Origin of the sequence: Haoranjiania flava, assembly GCF_025631005.1 — a bacterium.
Classification (GTDB): Bacteria; Bacteroidota; Bacteroidia; order Chitinophagales; family Chitinophagaceae; genus Haoranjiania; species Haoranjiania flava.
On record NZ_JAOTPL010000018.1, the window covers coordinates 17,849 to 33,282 of the forward strand.

General features: G+C 42.4%; 16 protein-coding genes. 10 read left to right on the forward strand and 6 right to left on the reverse strand.

Annotation, left to right across the window (positions count from 1 at the left end):
- Positions 1-36: 36 nt before the first annotated feature.
- Positions 37-2,580 carry an ATP-dependent Clp protease ATP-binding subunit gene (locus OD355_RS11195; protein ID WP_263038570.1) on the reverse strand — a complete coding sequence of 848 codons (2,544 nt, stop codon included), beginning with the start codon at positions 2,578-2,580 and terminating at the stop codon, positions 37-39.
- Between the two features lie 127 nt (positions 2,581-2,707).
- Between OD355_RS11195 and OD355_RS11200 the strand changes: the two genes are divergently transcribed.
- From OD355_RS11200 to OD355_RS11230, 7 genes are all read left to right on the forward strand, one after another.
- On the forward strand, positions 2,708-3,088 hold the full coding sequence (locus OD355_RS11200; protein ID WP_263038571.1) for an STAS domain-containing protein: 381 nt from the start codon (positions 2,708-2,710) through the stop codon (positions 3,086-3,088).
- Entirely contained in the window at positions 3,078-4,136 is a 1,059-nt protein-coding gene (gene mutY / locus OD355_RS11205; RefSeq protein ID WP_263038572.1) for an A/G-specific adenine glycosylase, read from the forward strand. Before OD355_RS11200 ends, mutY begins: the two co-directional genes overlap by 11 nt.
- A gap of 52 nt (positions 4,137-4,188) precedes the next feature.
- Positions 4,189-5,073, forward strand: a complete 885-nt coding sequence (locus tag OD355_RS11210) for a UbiA-like polyprenyltransferase (protein WP_263038573.1) — start codon at positions 4,189-4,191, stop codon at positions 5,071-5,073.
- 25 nt (positions 5,074-5,098) lie between these two features.
- On the forward strand, positions 5,099-5,509 hold the full coding sequence (gene ruvX, locus OD355_RS11215; RefSeq protein WP_263038574.1) for a Holliday junction resolvase RuvX: 411 nt from the start codon (positions 5,099-5,101) through the stop codon (positions 5,507-5,509).
- 157 nt (positions 5,510-5,666) lie between these two features.
- Positions 5,667-5,813: a hypothetical protein gene (locus tag OD355_RS11220; RefSeq protein WP_263038575.1), complete on the forward strand. Its 147-nt coding sequence runs from the start codon at positions 5,667-5,669 to the stop codon at positions 5,811-5,813.
- An 81-nt stretch (positions 5,814-5,894) separates the two neighbouring features.
- The gene (gene def / locus OD355_RS11225; RefSeq protein WP_263038576.1) at positions 5,895-6,476 is read left to right on the forward strand and encodes a peptide deformylase; all 582 of its coding nucleotides are present in this window, start codon (positions 5,895-5,897) and stop codon (positions 6,474-6,476) included.
- Positions 6,477-6,583: 107 nt separating this feature from the next.
- Positions 6,584-7,642 (forward strand): glycosyltransferase, encoded by a 1,059-nt coding sequence (locus OD355_RS11230; protein WP_263038577.1) that lies wholly within the window; start codon positions 6,584-6,586, stop codon positions 7,640-7,642.
- Positions 7,643-8,081: 439 nt separating this feature from the next.
- Here the strand turns inward: OD355_RS11230 and OD355_RS11235 are convergent, their stop codons facing one another.
- Both OD355_RS11235 and OD355_RS11240 read right to left on the reverse strand, forming a co-directional pair.
- Positions 8,082-9,368 (reverse strand): citrate synthase, encoded by a 1,287-nt coding sequence (locus OD355_RS11235; protein WP_263038578.1) that lies wholly within the window; start codon positions 9,366-9,368, stop codon positions 8,082-8,084.
- A 195-nt stretch (positions 9,369-9,563) separates the two neighbouring features.
- On the reverse strand, positions 9,564-10,157 hold the full coding sequence (locus OD355_RS11240) for a DUF5606 family protein (protein ID WP_263038579.1): 594 nt from the start codon (positions 10,155-10,157) through the stop codon (positions 9,564-9,566).
- Between the two features lie 92 nt (positions 10,158-10,249).
- Here OD355_RS11240 and OD355_RS11245 point away from each other — a divergent pair, with 92 nt between their 5' ends.
- The 3 genes from OD355_RS11245 (at position 10,250) to OD355_RS11255 (ending at position 13,286) form a co-directional block, all read left to right on the forward strand.
- On the forward strand, positions 10,250-10,528 hold the full coding sequence (locus tag OD355_RS11245; protein ID WP_263038580.1) for a hypothetical protein: 279 nt from the start codon (positions 10,250-10,252) through the stop codon (positions 10,526-10,528).
- A 624-nt stretch (positions 10,529-11,152) separates the two neighbouring features.
- A complete protein-coding gene (locus OD355_RS11250) occupies positions 11,153-11,794 on the forward strand; it encodes an alpha/beta hydrolase (protein WP_263038581.1) in 642 nt (213 codons plus the stop codon).
- An 88-nt stretch (positions 11,795-11,882) separates the two neighbouring features.
- The gene (locus OD355_RS11255; RefSeq protein ID WP_263038582.1) at positions 11,883-13,286 is read left to right on the forward strand and encodes an MBL fold metallo-hydrolase; all 1,404 of its coding nucleotides are present in this window, start codon (positions 11,883-11,885) and stop codon (positions 13,284-13,286) included.
- 17 nt (positions 13,287-13,303) lie between these two features.
- Here the strand turns inward: OD355_RS11255 and apaG are convergent, their stop codons facing one another.
- From apaG to OD355_RS11270, 3 genes are all read right to left on the reverse strand, one after another.
- Positions 13,304-13,690: a Co2+/Mg2+ efflux protein ApaG gene (apaG, locus tag OD355_RS11260; RefSeq protein ID WP_263038583.1), complete on the reverse strand. Its 387-nt coding sequence runs from the start codon at positions 13,688-13,690 to the stop codon at positions 13,304-13,306.
- Between the two features lie 219 nt (positions 13,691-13,909).
- Entirely contained in the window at positions 13,910-14,581 is a 672-nt protein-coding gene (locus OD355_RS11265; RefSeq protein ID WP_263038584.1) for a YdeI/OmpD-associated family protein, read from the reverse strand.
- Between the two features lie 118 nt (positions 14,582-14,699).
- Positions 14,700-15,368 (reverse strand): protein-L-isoaspartate(D-aspartate) O-methyltransferase, encoded by a 669-nt coding sequence (locus OD355_RS11270; RefSeq protein ID WP_263038585.1) that lies wholly within the window; start codon positions 15,366-15,368, stop codon positions 14,700-14,702.
- Positions 15,369-15,434 lie beyond the last annotated feature (66 nt).

Consider the following 15,434-nt stretch of genomic DNA (forward strand, 5'->3'; position numbering starts at 1 on the left):
AGCGCCGGAATTTTCATTATACAATTTATTCAACTTTTATTCTGCATTGCTTTGAGCAGACGCATCCTGGGTTTCTTTGTTACTCTCCACATCAAAGATTATTTTTCCCTGCTCTTTATCAAAGTGGGCAATGATCTTATCGCCTTCGGTAATGGTATTGTTCAGGATTTCTTCAGCCAAAGGATCTTCCAGGTATTTCTGGATCGCGCGGTGTAGCGGCCTTGCACCAAATTGTACATCATAGCCTTTTTCAGCAATATAATCTTTGGCTTCATCGGATATTTCCAGCGTGTAACCCAGGCCATGCATACGTTTGTACACGCCCTTCATAATAATATCAATGATCTGGAATATGTCTTCCTTGGTAAGGGAATTAAAGATTACCACATCATCAATACGGTTAAGGAATTCAGGAGAGAATGTACGTTTCAGCGCTTTTTCAATCACCGCTTTATTATTTTCTTCCTGGCTCTGCACTTTTGCCTGTGTTGCGAAGCCAACACCATCACCAAACTCCTTCAACTGGCGCACACCAATGTTGGAAGTCATGATGATCAATGTATTTTTAAAATCCACCTTTCTGCCCATGCCGTCTGTAAGCTGCCCGTCGTCCAATACCTGCAATAAAATGTTGTAGATATCAGGATGTGCTTTTTCTATCTCGTCAAACAAAATTACGCTGTAAGGTTTCCTGCGTACGCGCTCTGTAAGCTGGCCGCCTTCTTCATAGCCTACATACCCCGGAGGTGCACCTATGAGGCGGGATACAGAGAATTTCTCCATGTACTCACTCATATCAATACGTACCAGCGCATCTTCGCTGTCGAAAATATTGCGCGCCAAGGCACGTGCCAATTCGGTTTTTCCTACACCTGTAGGACCGAGGAAGATAAATGTTCCGATTGGTTTTTTCGGATCTTTCAGGCCCACCCTGTTGCGCTGTATGGCTTTTACAACTTTGGAAATAGCTTCATCCTGCCCGATAACCATGCCGCGCATGGCGTCGCCCATTTTCCTGAGTTTTTGATTCTCTGCTTCTACCATTCGTTTTACGGGTATGCCCGTCATCATGCTGATCACTTCCGCAATGGCCTCTTCATCAATGGGGTAGCGCGTGTGCTTGCTTTCTTCTTCCCATTTTTCCTTGGCTGTTTCCAGCTCCTGCTGCAGTTTCTTTTCGGTGTCCCGCAATGCGGCAGCTTCTTCAAAACGCTGGTTTTTTACAACCTTGTTTTTTTCTTCTTTTATTTCTTCAATATTCTTTTCCAGGTCAAGAATATTTTGGGGCACATGTATATTTTTCAGGTGCACCCGCGCGCCCACTTCGTCCATTACATCAATTGCCTTATCAGGCAAAAGCCGGTCTGTCATGTAGCGGTCGCTGAGTTTTACGCAGGCGTCAATGGCATCATTTGAGTAGGTAACGCTATGGTACTCTTCGTATTTTGGTTTGATGTTGTTGAGTATCTGTATGGTTTCGTCTACGGTAGGCGGTTCTATCAGCACTTTCTGGAAGCGCCGGTCTAAAGCGCCGTCTTTCTCGATATGCATGCGGTATTCATCCAGTGTGCTGGCGCCGATACATTGTAATTCTCCTCTTGCCAAAGCAGGTTTGAAAATGTTGCTGGCATCCAGTGAGCCGCTGGCGCCGCCTGCTCCCACGATGGTGTGGATCTCATCAATGAAGAGGATCACATCACGGTTTTTCTCCAGCTCATTCATAATGGCTTTCATGCGTTCTTCAAACTGGCCACGGTATTTTGTACCGGCAACCAGCGCCGCAAGGTCAAGAGAGATCACTCTTTTATCAAACAATACACGGCTCACTTTACGCTCAACAATACGCAAGGCCAGGCCTTCTACAATAGCGGTTTTACCCACGCCCGGCTCACCGATGAGTATAGGATTGTTCTTTTTCCTGCGTGAAAGGATCTGAGATACACGCTCAATTTCTTTCTCCCTTCCAACAATAGGATCCAGGTTACCGGCCTCAGCTATCTTGGTAATGTCCCGTCCGAAGCTGTCCAGTACGGGTGTTTTACTTTTAGATGCGCCTGTGCCGCGTGCCTGCCTTTGCTGAGACTGGCGTGCCTGCTCTTCAAAATCATCTTCACCCTCGTCTGAATATTCCGCAGTGAAATCATTCTTTGTTACGCCTACATTGTTTAAAAAATTTTCGTAATCAACGTCAAGCTGGTTCAATATCTGGGTAGCGGCGTTCTCATTGTTTTTGAGAATGGACAGCATTAGATGTTCGGCTTCAATCTGTGAGCTCTTGAGTGATTTGGCTTCCAGCACGGTAATGCGTATCACTCTTTCTGCCTGTTTGGTCAGCGGTAAGCTGTGAATGTTCATAATGTTCCTGCCGCTTCTGTCTTTCACTGCATCTTCCACCCTGTCGCGCAGGTTGGTAACGTCTACATCCATTTGCTCCAATATCTTTACAGCCGAATTTTGCTTTTCTTTGATAATGCCCAGCAGGAGGTGTTCAATCCCGATGAAATCATTTCCCAGCCTCAATGCCTCTTCCCTGCTGAAGGAGATCACCTCTTTTAATTGTAATGAAAAATTATTATCCATGAAGTATTTTTCCTTTTTTATTTAGATGCTTTTAGGAAGTATTAATTTAATTTTGACTAAGGTAACCGAATAGGATTATTTTAGCAGAATTATTTATCAGAAAATTACATTAATACAATAACAAGCTATGCAAATCAAAATTGATACCAAAGAGAAATTCAATGTTTTAACACCACTGAACGATGATTTTACTGACAATATAGCATATGAATTAAATGAAAAAGTGGAGGAAATACTCCGGTCAGGCAATAAAAATATCATTATTGACCTTAAAAATGTACTAACAACCGGAAGCGAAAAATTAAATACCCTGGCCGAAATGCATAGCAAGGTTTATGCACAAAACGCTTCTATGGTAATCTGCAATATACAACCGGAAATAAAAAGACAATTGACCCATGCAGATTTATGGGATAATTTAAATATTACGCCGACCGAAAGCGAGGCATGGGATATGGTGCAGATGGAAGAAATGGAAAGGGAAATGTTTGCTGAAGATGAAGAATAAGCCAGCGCGTTTCAGAAAAAATTTACTCTCCTGGAATGAAACCTCCAACAAACGCTCAATGCCGTGGAAAGGTGTAAAAGACCCCTATAAAATCTGGCTGAGCGAAATTATACTGCAACAAACCCGCGTAGAACAAGGCCGCAAATACTATGAAAGTTTCCTGGAAGCATTCCCCGCCATTGGCGACCTGGCAAAAGCCGGTGATGAAAGCGTATTCAAACTCTGGGAAGGCCTGGGCTACTACAACCGCTGCAAAAACCTGCTGAAAACCGCACGCGAAATCTATTTTGAAAAAGGAGGCATCTTCCCTGATGCTTATGAAGATATCATTCAACTTAAAGGTATAGGGCCTTATACGGCTGCTGCTATGTTGTCTTTTGCATTCAACAAGCCTTATGCAGTTGTAGATGGCAATGTGTTCAGGGTACTGGCAAGAATTTACGGCATTGATACACCTATAGACAGTACGGAAGGAAAAAAATATTTCACTGATCTGGCACACCAGAACCTGGACAAAAAATTGCCGGGAGTTTACAACCAGGCAATCATGGACTTTGGGGCAACAGTTTGCAAGCCTGCTAAGCCCGAGTGCAACAATTGTATAATGAATAGCTTTTGCGCAGCCTACCTGAATGGCCTGGTCAATCACCTGCCCGTAAAAGACAATATTATCCGGAAGAAGATCAGGCACCTGACCTGGTTAAAAATAAGCGCAGGCAATAAAGTGCTGATCTATAAAAGAACAGCAAACGATATATGGCAAAACCTCTATGAATTTTACCTGGTAGAAAAAGAGGAGAAGACCGACTGGAATATTGAGTCTGTGAAAGATTTCTGTAACCATGTTTTTAGCATGAACCCGCAGCAAATAAATATTCTTCCTAAAACAGAACAGCAGCTTACACATCAAAAGATCAAAGCGCAGATCATAGAAATTGATTTTACAGAGGCGCCAGGTACACTACATGCGCAACAATGGGTGGAAGAAGATGTGCTGAAACAGTTTGCTTTTCCCAAACTATTGGCTGCCTACCTCGATGAGCCATGATTGTTTGCGGCTTACGCCTTTCTTATGCTGGAAATGATTAAATTTGCAACGTATGCAAACAGTTAAAAATTACCTGTCTTTAGTAAAATTCTCACACACTATTTTCGCGATGCCTTTTGCGATGATAGGTTTTACTTTGGGCGTAATGCAGCCGGTAGCCAAAACTTATACTACTACGGAGATCGTTGTGAAACTGTTGCTGGTATTGGCTTGTATGGTTACAGCCAGGAGCGCTGCGATGGGTTTTAACCGTTATCTCGACCGCAGCTTTGATGAAAAAAATCCAAGGACAGCCATTCGCGAAATACCTAAAGGCATTATCTCTCCCAACAACGCATTGCGTTTTGTGATCATCAACTGCCTGCTGTTTACGACTGCTACTTTTTTTATCAATAAAATGTGTTTTTATCTGTCGCCTGTAGCCTTATTTGTGATATTGTTTTACAGCTATACCAAAAGATTCACTTCGCTTTGCCACCTGGTACTGGGACTGGGGCTTTCACTTGCACCCATAGGCGCTTTCCTGGCCGTGACAGGAAGTTGGGAAAATAGTTTTATTCCTGTGCTGCTTTCCTTTGCCGTTATATTCTGGGTAAGCGGATTCGATATTATTTACGCTATGCAGGATGTGGACTTTGACCAGTCGCAGCAACTGCATTCCATACCCACAGCATTGGGCAAAAGGAGTGCATTAAATTTTTCAATATTATTACATATATTATCAGCGGCATGTGTGGTTGTGATAGGTTTTTTTGCAAATGTACACTGGCTCTACTGGATTGGTGTAGCGGTGTTTACAGGTATGCTTGTCTACCAGCATTCACTGGTAAAACCAAATGACCTGCGCAAAGTAAATATTGCATTCATGACTGCCAACGGCATCGCCAGCATTGTTTTTGCTGCGTTTGTAATCGCAGACCTGGTAATGCTCTCTTAAATCTTCATTCATTACACAAGAAACTATGGCGCGGATAATTTGTATTGATTATGGCGGAAAACGCACCGGCATTGCGGTTACAGACCCGTTGAAAATAATAGCCTCAGCGCTAAGAACTATTGAAACAAGAAATTTCATACCGTTCTTGAAACAATATTTTGCTGAAAATGAAGTGGAATTGATCCTGATAGGCGAGCCTAAAAACTGGGACGACAGCGATACCCATGCCACGCCGCTGGTAAAAAAAGCAGTGGAACAATTGAAGAAAAATTTCCCGCAGATTCCGGTTGAAAAAGTAGACGAGCGGTACACTTCCAAACTGGCTTCGCAGGCAATGGTGGAAATGGGCATGAAGAAAAAGAACCGGCAAAAGAAAGAGAATGTAGACCAGATCGCAGCCACCATTATGTTGCAGGAATACCTGAATAAGATATAATCACAGGTCACTATGGCATACCCTACAAGCCTTGCAGAAAAAGTGAGGACATATCTAGCAGAGTTGCCTGGCATAAAAATTACAGAAAAGAAAATGTTTGGCCGCCTGGCATTTTTGGTAAACAGTAAATGTGCATCAACATAGGAAAAAACAGTTCATGTGCCGCTTTGATCCTGCATTGCAGGCTGAAGTTGCAAAAAGAAAAAGCTACCTCCTTATGATCATGAACAACCGCATGTATAAAGGATACTGCTATGTTACAGCCGAAAGATGGAGAGCAAGAAAAGATTTTGAATATTGTTGACTAATTCCCAGGATTATAATGCCCAGGCGCGTTCGTATAAAAAGAAATAACTTTCGTATTTTTGTAAGTCAAATTTGATGTATGATTTTACCAATTACTGCCTACGGCATGCCCGTTTTGCGGAAAGTGTGTCGGGATATTTCGCCTGACTACCCGGATCTGGAAAAGTTGATTGAAGATATGTGGGAAACGCTGTATTATAGCAATGGCGTGGGTTTGGCAGCACCACAGGTGAACAGGGATATCAGGCTTTTCCTGGTTGACAGTACACAGGTGTTCGACAATAATGAAGATGATGATGAAGTGCAGCATTACCCTGACAAACCCGGCATTAAAAAAGTTTTTATCAACGCGAAAATTCTGAATTACGAAGGAAGGGAATGGGCTTATAATGAAGGCTGCCTGAGCATACCGAAAGTGCGCGAAGATATCAATCGCCCGGAAACCATCGTGATAGAGTACTACGATGAGGCATTTAATAAACACACAGAAACCTTCAACGGGCTTACGGCACGCGTGATCCAGCATGAATACGACCACATAGAAGGCAAATTATTTATTGACTACCTGAAACCCTTGCGCAAAAAAATGCTGCAAAGAAAACTCAACGACATCAGCAAAGGCAAGGTGAGCGTGGATTACAGGATGATGTTCCCGAAATAACAACTATAACTTAATCTGCATCCGACATCAGCAATACAACAAAAAATATCATAATCATAGGCCCGGCCTATCCTTTACGCGGCGGGCTTGCTTCTTTTAATGAGCGCATGGCCCTTCAGTTTCAGAAGGAAGCTGATGAAGTAAAAATTTATACCTTTTCACTGCAATACCCGTCTTTTTTATTTCCCGGCAAAACCCAGTATTCATTGGGCATTCCGCCGAAAGGTGTCGATATAAAAGTTGCTGTTAATTCCGTCAACCCGGTCAATTGGCTCATGGTTGGCAATGAAATAAAAAAGCTATGCCCGGACATAGTTATCATACGTTACTGGATGCCTTTTATGGGCCCTTGCCTGGGCACTATTTCGCGGATTATAAAAAGGAATAAACATACAAAACTGGTGTGCCTGGTAGATAACCTTATTCCCCATGAAAAACGGATGGGCGATGAAATGCTCACCAGGTATTTTGTGAAGCCGTTTGACGGCTTTATTACCATGAGCCAAACGGTGATGAACGATACTGAAAAAGTTACCAATGCACCGGTAGTATTGCATGAACACCCGTTGATAGACAACTTCGGCGACCCGGTAAGCAAGCAGGAAGCGCGCAAATACCTGGGCCTCGAGCCTGACGAAAAATATATTCTTTTCTTTGGCTTTATCAGGAAATACAAAGGCTTGGACCTGTTGCTGGATGCAATAAAAATATTAAAGGATAGAAACGCATCGCTTCCGAAGCTGATAATAGCCGGTGAGTTTTATGGCAATGCGGAAGCTTACCATGAACAAATAAAAACATTGGGTATAGAAGATGCATTGGTATTGCGCACAGACTTTATTCCCAACGAAGAAGTAAAATATTACCTGTCTGCCTGCGACTTCCTGATACAGCCTTACCGCGATGCCACCCAAAGCGGCGTAACTCCGCTTGCCTACCATTTTGAAAAACCAATGCTGGTAACCAATGTAGGCGGCCTGGCCGACATTGTACCCGACGGAAAAGCCGGTGTGGTTACAGAGGCCGAACCTGCTGCAATTGCTGCGGGTATTGAAAGGCTCTACACCATGGATGAGGCATTGCTTATTGCAAACGTAAAGCAGGAAAAAGAAAAATTCAGCTGGGAAAGCTTCACGGATGCCATCAGGAAACTGGCTGATTTTTAAGATATTTGCAGATTGCAAATTGCAAATTACAGATTGGGATTGCATCAGGTGTTGAGAAAATAAATTTCTTCGATGCCATGTCAGGTGTTTTCAGCTGACATTCCTCATTTCTCTGTGGAATTTTGTGCTTCTTCGATGCCATGTCAGGTGTTTTCACCTGACATTCTTCATTTCTTTGTGGAACTTTGTACCCTTTGTATCGATCGTGGTTGAAAGATGCCTCCACATCATTAATTGTATCGTTACAAAAACACCAAGTCAAAAAACACAAGGCACACGTAGGTTACACAAGGCGCATTTTCACCATTCTGGTGTCAGTATTAAGGGTTTTAATGCAATGTCAGGTGTTTTCAGCTGACATTCTTCGCATTGTGGTTTAATAATCAAAAAAAATGCCGGCGAAAATCACCGGCACAATTATCATGTAAATAGTATACTATTACCTGTTTTCCATTTCCACAAAATCTCTCTTCACGGCTCCCTGGTAAACCTGTCTGGGCCTTCCGATTGGGTCTTCGTGCAGGCGATGCTCTGTCCATTGAGCTATCCAACCGGGCAGACGGCCCAAAGCAAACAATACCGTAAACATCTCTGTGGGTATGCCCATGGCACGGTAAATGATACCGGAATAGAAGTCCACATTCGGGTATAATTTTCTTTCAATAAAGTACTCATCTTTCAGCGCTATCTCCTCCAGCTTCAATGCTGTTTCAAGGATTTCATCATGCACATCCAGGTCGTCCAGCACTTCATCCATTACTTTCTTAATGATCTTTCCGCGCGGGTCAAAGTTCCTGTACACCCTGTGGCCGAAGCCCATCAGGCGGAAAGAGCTGTCCTTACTTTTAGCCATGTCTACATATTTCTGTACATTGCCGCCGTCTGCCACTATTTGTTCCAGCATTTCAATTACAGCCTGGTTAGCGCCGCCATGAAGCGGTCCCCAGAGCGCAGACACCCCTGCAGAGATAGATGCAAACAGGCCGGCTCTTGCGGAGCCAACCATTCTTACAGTAGATGCAGAGCAGTTTTGCTCGTGATCGGCGTGTAAGATCAGGATTTTATCCAAAGCATTGATCAGCACCGGGTCTACTTCCAGCTCTTCATTGGGCATCCTGAACATCATGTTGTAAAAATTCTCAACATAGTTCAGTTTATTGTTCCCCTTGATCAAAGGATAGCCGTTCATATTCCTGTATGTCCAGGCACAAAGAATAGCAAACCTTGCAATAAGCAGTTCGGAAGCTTTTTCAACATCGTCGTGCGATTCAATATTTACTGCTTTAGGATTAAAGGCAGTCAGCGCAGAAGTCAATGAAGACAATACACCCATCGGGTGCGCAGAGCGTGGAAAAACTTCCAGCAGGCGTCTCATTTCCTCTGAAACCCAGTTCTGCTTTTTGATCTCTCTTTCAAAATGGTTAAACTGCTCTTTGTTGGGCAGTTCTCCGTTAAGTAAAAGATACATTACTTCCGTAAAGTTTGATTTCTCTGCCAACTGTTCAATGGGATATCCCCTGTAGAACAATTCACCTTTGTCCCCATCAAGGTAAGTGATATTACTGATTGTGGAACCGGTATTTTTATAGCCGATATCAAGAGTGATCAGACCTGTGTCTGATCTTAGTTTAGAAATATCAATACCCCTGTCGCCGAGAGTGCTTTCAATGATAGGATACTGGTACTCCTTTCCGTCATAATTAAAAATAACTTTGTTGTCTGACATAGCCTTAAGATTTCGATAAAAATAAGGAAAAATAGTTTGTTTTCAGGGATTTATTGCGGATTATTTTTAAAAAATTTTTATTAGTAAGCATGCTTTCAAAAAACTGCCAAAAGCATGATATTAACCGGCGAAATCTGACTTAATAAAAAAGCACGGTAATATGCCGCGCTTATAAATAAATAAAAGGTATTTGTATCAATCTCCTATGTTCCCGGTTTTCTTAGCAGAAGATTTTTTCTTTTCTCCGGCATTCTTTGCATCTGCTTCTGCGCTTTTTTTGTCTGCCACTTTTTTTGCCGTGTTTACTTCTGTTTCTACATTTTCTTCTTTAGCTGTTTCCGCTTGCCGGGTTTCTGCAGCTTGTTCTGTCTCAGCTTCTTCACTAACATCCTCGTTTGTTGCCGCAGTTGTTTTTTCAAAATCTATATTGTTGAGTTCAAAAAAACCGTACCAGCGTATCATTTTTTTCATATCGCTGCCGTAGACTCTTTCAAAATCAAGTTCAGGAAAAACTTTCTCAAAATAGCTTTTTACCGCTTTGGCATCTTTATGATCGGGTATGGGTTCGGCGCTGTTTTTCATTGCCTTAAAAACTTCCACCAGGTTTACATTTTCTTTTACGGTGTACACTTCTATACTTTCAAGGTGCGAAAATTGGTGCGAACGCGATGATACAAACTTGGTAGATTTATCTTCCAGGGAGCGCACAATAGCTCCATCTGATTTGCTCCCAACCAGTTCGTATAGGCCGCCCATTCCTGTAACAGAAATCAATTTACTATATTCCATAAATTTATTAATTAAGGCGTCAAAGATAAGCCAAAACACATGAGTTAAAAATAATAAACAGGGAAAATCTATATAACTTTGCAGGCACTGAAATGAACAGAATATCTTTTTTGTCTAAGCTGGCAATTATCTTCAATGCCTTATATGCAGCTGATTTTTTACTGCGCACAAAAATTATTGCCAATGCTTCCGGCAAGGCATTTATATCGTTATCCGGCGGCTGGATCATTTCTCCCTTACTCAACCTGGTACTGATCTTTAGCCTGATGATGATTAAAAAAGAAAACACGCCATTGCCCGTACCGAAATGGATCTGGGCTACCTGCATGTTTTTCCTGGTTTTCCAGGTAATTGCTTTCCTGTTTATGTAAATAAGTAGCCATGAAATAACCATAAAGATTAGGAATCTATACCAACCGGGAATGAGTATTGAATCTAAAAAAAATGGTTATTCCATGTGGCAACTAAAAAATAATACACACATGAAATAGCCATAAACAAAGTTGCATACCAACCTCGGATGAATAAAGGCTATTCCATGCGACCATAAAGAAAAAACAAATAAATACACATGAAATAGCAATAAGCAAAGGTGCATACCAACCGCGGATGAATAAAGGCTATTCCATGTGACCATTAAAAACAGCCGCAAAGCGGCGAACTAAAATTTATACACATGAAATAACCATAAAGATTAGGAATCTTTACCAACCGGGAATGATAATAAAGATTAAGGTTTTGGTTATTCCATGTGGCAAACAGAAAAAATTAAATATTAACACATGAAATAACCATAAAGATTAGGAATCTATACCAACCGTGAATGAATATTGAATCTAAAAAAAATGGTTATTCCATGTGGCAACTGAAAAACAAATAAATATACACACATGAAATAACCATAAAGATTAGGAATCTATACCAACCGTGAATGAGTATGAATCTAAAAAGCTGGTTATTCCATGTGGCAAACAGAAAAAATTAATTATACACACATGAAAATCTATCTCATAGCCGGGCTGGGCACAGACAAAAGAATATTTAATAACATCAACCTGCCTCAAAATTATGAGCCTGTGCATCTTGAGTGGATAGAACCTTACCTAACAGAGAGCATCGAACAATATGCCCGCAGATTAGCAGCATATATTGACGATAAGCAAGACTTTATACTGCTTGGCTTGTCGCTCGGCGGCATGATCGCATCTGAAATCAACAAAATCATTCAGCCTAAAAAAACAATCATTATTTCCGGAGCCGCTACCTCTCAACAGCTCCCTTTGTGGATAAGGCTTGCAGGTAAATTAAAACTGCAAAAGGCTGCACCTTACCTGGTGAATAAAAACAGGAACCGCTTTATAGCTGCTTTTATCGGCGCACACTCTGAAGAAGACAGAAAGGCGCTGGCAGACATGCGCAAAGATTCTTCGCGCCAGTTCAGCATCTGGGCCTTGAAGGCTGTAGCTTCCTGGAAAAACAACCAAGAGCCTGGCAACCTTGTATACATTCACGGCGACAAAGACCGTTTACTTTCCTGTCCTAAAGGCAATGGCGCTATCATTATCAGCGGCGGCACACATTTTATGGTTTACAACAGGGCTGCAGACATCAATAAAGCACTCCGGCAAATTCTGTAATACTTCATTTAACAAAAGATATTTGTACTTAGTTTTTATTGTTTTAATAAATTGCTACTTTTAGTATCTGTATTAAAAAAATAATTACATGCACATCACTTTCCATGGCGCAGCGCGCACCGTCACCGGTTCAAAACACCTGATCACCCTTAAAAATGGCTATAAAATTTTACTGGATTGCGGGCTGTTCCAGGGAATGGGTAAGGAGACTTTTGCGTTAAACGAAAATTTCGGCTTTAATGCCGCAGATATAGATGTGCTGATACTTTCACACGCACACATAGACCATTCAGGGCTTATTCCCAAGCTGGTGGGCGATGGCTTTACAGGAAAAATATATTGCACACCTGCTACGGTAGACCTGGCCAAAATACTGCTGGAAGACTCCGCCGGTATACAGGAAAGCGACACGGAGTTTGTAAATAAAAGACGAGCTAAAGAAGGCTTACCGCCTTATGAGCCGCTGTATACGGTTGCAGATGCGAGAAGTGTATGCCCTTTATTTGTAGAAACTCCTTACAACCACTGGATGCAGATCAATGATGATGTAAAGCTTTTATTTACAGATGCAGGCCATATCATCGGCAGCGCCTGTGTGCATCTGGCGATCAGGGAGGAAGGCAAAGAACAACGCATCAGCTTTAGCGGAGACATCGGCAGGTATAAGGATGTAATACTGAAATCACCGGAAGTATTCCCGCAGGCCGACTACCTGATCATGGAAAGCACCTATGGCGACAGCCTGCATGAAGGCGTGTTTGACACGGCAGAGACTTTGCTCTACTGGGTTACCAAAACCTGTATGGAAAAGAAAGGCAAACTCATTATCCCCGCATTCAGCGTGGGGCGCACCCAGGAGCTGTTATATTTTCTCAACCAGCTTAGCCTCGAAAGATCGCTCCCCAAAGTGCCGGTCTATGTAGACAGCCCGCTAAGCTACGAAGCTACACAGGTGGTAAAAAGCCACCCGCAGAATTTTAATAACCGGCTGAAAAAAATATTGCAGTACGACCATGACCCGTTTGATTTCGACAACCTGCTGTTTATCGGCTCTGTGGAGGAAAGCAAGGCATTGAATGCAGACCGCAGGCCGATGGTGATTATTTCTGCCAGCGGCATGGCAGACGCCGGGCGTGTGAAGCACCACATCATGAACAATATTTCAGACGAAAGAAATTCCATACTCATCGTGGGCTATTGCGAACCAAATTCGCTGGGAGGCAGGCTGATGAACGGTCAAAAGCAGGTGCGTATATTCCGGGAAGAGTTTGATGTGGTTGCAGAGGTTGGCGTTATGCGCAGCATGAGCGCTCACGGCGATTATGACGATCTCTGCCAGTTCCTGGCCTGCCAGAACCCGGCAGAAATCAAATCCCTATTCCTTGTGCACGGGGAGTATGATGTACAGCTGCATTTTCGTGAAAAGCTTATGAAGAAAGGATATAGAGAAGTCATTATTCCCGAACAGCACGAACGCATTCATTTACAATAATGGCAACTTAAGCTACCCTAATTCAACTTATCGGGGCATACCATGATAAATTCAGGGATAGCTACTTCGAACTGTTCATAACTGTGCTGATTTTCCATGATGTAAAACCCGTGCATTTTACCCACGTCTGTGCGCAGGCTGCAACCGCTTACATATTGAAAATGCTCATCGGGCTGTATCACCGGCTGCTGGCCTATTACGCCTTCGCCTTCCACATTTTCAAGCGATGCATTACTATCGTGGATAAACCATTTACGGGATAATAATTTTATGGGAAAACCGTTGTAATTATCAATGGTAATGCGGTAAGCAAACATGTACTCATTCATCAGCGGATTGCTGTATTCCCGCTGATAAAATGTCTCAACGCTGATCTGGATGCCTTTGGTAATTAATTTAGTCATAGCCGCAATGCTAAAAGTTGATTTAAATAAAGATAAGGAAATATTTTTACCCTCCTGTTTGCCTGCCGTTATTCTATCAAAAAAAAGACCACAATTGATTGCAGTCTTTTATTATCGCTGTGCCGGGTGTTTTCACCGACAACAATATATCAGAAAGGCCACAATTATTTGCGGCCCTTCATTAACTCTATCACGTAACTCTATCACGATCGGAATATTTTATTTTTCCAGGGGAGATTTTTTACCGGCAAGCAGTTTTTCCACGGTAGCCTCCAGCCTTCTCTGCTTTACATCTGCACGCTTAGCTCCTGTGATCCAGGTAACGTATTGCTTCTGGTTGTTGGGCGACAGGGAGGCAAAAAACTCTTTAGCTTCAACCTGCTTATTAAATAAGGTAGAAAGCTCCACTGGTATAATGGACAGTTTTTTTTCAAACTTAGCTGAAGTAGGTGCAGAAACCGTATCTGATTTTTTAGCTTCCTTCATAATTTCTGCATCGCCTGTAAACTCTCTCACAAAATTGATGGCAGACCACACAGTGTCCATTTCAATATCTTCTTTAGATTCAAAGCCGCTGTCTTTCAGCACAGACCAGGAGCAATCCCTGTTCAGGTCGCTGACGATCTTGCTGGCAGGCTTGGGATAAGCGATCCACAATCTGGCATTGATGTTGAGTGCCGGGAACACATCTTTGAGAATATTGCAAAGCTGGCTGTTGCTCAATGCAAAAATTAAAGCAAAGTCTATCTTCTTTATTTTCAGTAAGGGTGTTACGTTTTTAGAAAAGCTGATTTTAGAGAAATGTTTTTCGACGGATGATGGTAGTCCCTGTATCAAGATATTCTTTTCACTACCGAGTTGTAATTTTTCTAACAAACTTTGGCTGGCCATTCTCACTTCTAAATTTATGGTTAAAAATTAGTTCGGAAATGCAAAGTTACGAAAAAATAAGGAATTATCTCTAACAAAAAACCCAAAGCGTTAGTTAAATTATATATTTTGATCCTGCTTAGTGATTGATATTCATGAGCATGGGTACAAAAACAAATTCTTCAAAGCGCTCTTCTTCCCAGGTGCCATCGTCGTTTTTTGTAATGCGCATCATGATCTGGCGTTCGTCCGCATCCTGAACAGGAGCAACCATTACTCCGCCTATCCTGAGTTGTGCCATCAGTTTTTCCGGTATAAACGGTGGCGCTGCCGTAATGATGATCTTATCAAAAGGCGCTTCTTCGGGCACGCCCAGGTATCCGTCGCCCAGGTAAAAATGTATATCCGGATGATTGAAGAATTCCTGGCGTTTGCGCTTTTTCTCCTGTGCATCAAACAACTTTTTCTGGCGCTCAATCGTATGTACTTCTGCCCCTAATTGTGCCAGTACCAGCGCCTGGTATACGCTGCCTGTACCCACCTCCAAAATCTTATCACCCTGCTGTACATTCAAAAGCTCTGTCTGGTAAGCTACGGTATAGGGCTGTGAAATGGTCTGCCCTTCACCGATAGGGAAAGGCCTGTTTTCATAAGCAATTTTGTCGAAGGCAGAATCTAAAAAGAAATGCCTCGGAATATTATTGATCACATCCAGAACGCGCTGGTCTTTTATACCCTGCTCTTTCAGTTGTGCTACCAATTTCTTCCTTAGGCCTTTATGCAAATAAGTATCTTCAAACTTTCTCATGGGGCTGCAAGATACAAAAAAAAGTAGCCGCCATTTATCCGGCAGCTACCTGATTATTTATTCATC

What these genes read in the sequence shown, in the direction of transcription:
- OD355_RS11200 (WP_263038571.1), top strand. Translation starts at nt 2,708, where the DNA reads ATGCAAATCAAAATTGATACCAAAGAGAAATTCAATGTTTTAACACCA.
- OD355_RS11235 (WP_263038578.1), bottom strand. Translation starts at nt 9,368, where the DNA reads ATGTCAGACAACAAAGTTATTTTTAATTATGACGGAAAGGAGTACCAG.
- ruvX (WP_263038574.1), top strand. Translation starts at nt 5,099, where the DNA reads ATGGCGCGGATAATTTGTATTGATTATGGCGGAAAACGCACCGGCATT.
- OD355_RS11250 (WP_263038581.1), top strand. Translation starts at nt 11,153, where the DNA reads ATGAAAATCTATCTCATAGCCGGGCTGGGCACAGACAAAAGAATATTT.
- OD355_RS11210 (WP_263038573.1), top strand. Translation starts at nt 4,189, where the DNA reads ATGCAAACAGTTAAAAATTACCTGTCTTTAGTAAAATTCTCACACACT.
- OD355_RS11270 (WP_263038585.1), bottom strand. Translation starts at nt 15,368, where the DNA reads ATGAGAAAGTTTGAAGATACTTATTTGCATAAAGGCCTAAGGAAGAAA.
- mutY (WP_263038572.1), top strand. Translation starts at nt 3,078, where the DNA reads ATGAAGAATAAGCCAGCGCGTTTCAGAAAAAATTTACTCTCCTGGAAT.
- OD355_RS11195 (WP_263038570.1), bottom strand. Translation starts at nt 2,580, where the DNA reads ATGGATAATAATTTTTCATTACAATTAAAAGAGGTGATCTCCTTCAGC.
- def (WP_263038576.1), top strand. Translation starts at nt 5,895, where the DNA reads ATGATTTTACCAATTACTGCCTACGGCATGCCCGTTTTGCGGAAAGTG.
- OD355_RS11265 (WP_263038584.1), bottom strand. Translation starts at nt 14,581, where the DNA reads ATGGCCAGCCAAAGTTTGTTAGAAAAATTACAACTCGGTAGTGAAAAG.
- OD355_RS11230 (WP_263038577.1), top strand. Translation starts at nt 6,584, where the DNA reads ATGGCCCTTCAGTTTCAGAAGGAAGCTGATGAAGTAAAAATTTATACC.
- OD355_RS11220 (WP_263038575.1), top strand. Translation starts at nt 5,667, where the DNA reads ATGTGCCGCTTTGATCCTGCATTGCAGGCTGAAGTTGCAAAAAGAAAA.
- apaG (WP_263038583.1), bottom strand. Translation starts at nt 13,690, where the DNA reads ATGACTAAATTAATTACCAAAGGCATCCAGATCAGCGTTGAGACATTT.
- OD355_RS11255 (WP_263038582.1), top strand. Translation starts at nt 11,883, where the DNA reads ATGCACATCACTTTCCATGGCGCAGCGCGCACCGTCACCGGTTCAAAA.
- OD355_RS11240 (WP_263038579.1), bottom strand. Translation starts at nt 10,157, where the DNA reads ATGGAATATAGTAAATTGATTTCTGTTACAGGAATGGGCGGCCTATAC.
- OD355_RS11245 (WP_263038580.1), top strand. Translation starts at nt 10,250, where the DNA reads ATGAACAGAATATCTTTTTTGTCTAAGCTGGCAATTATCTTCAATGCC.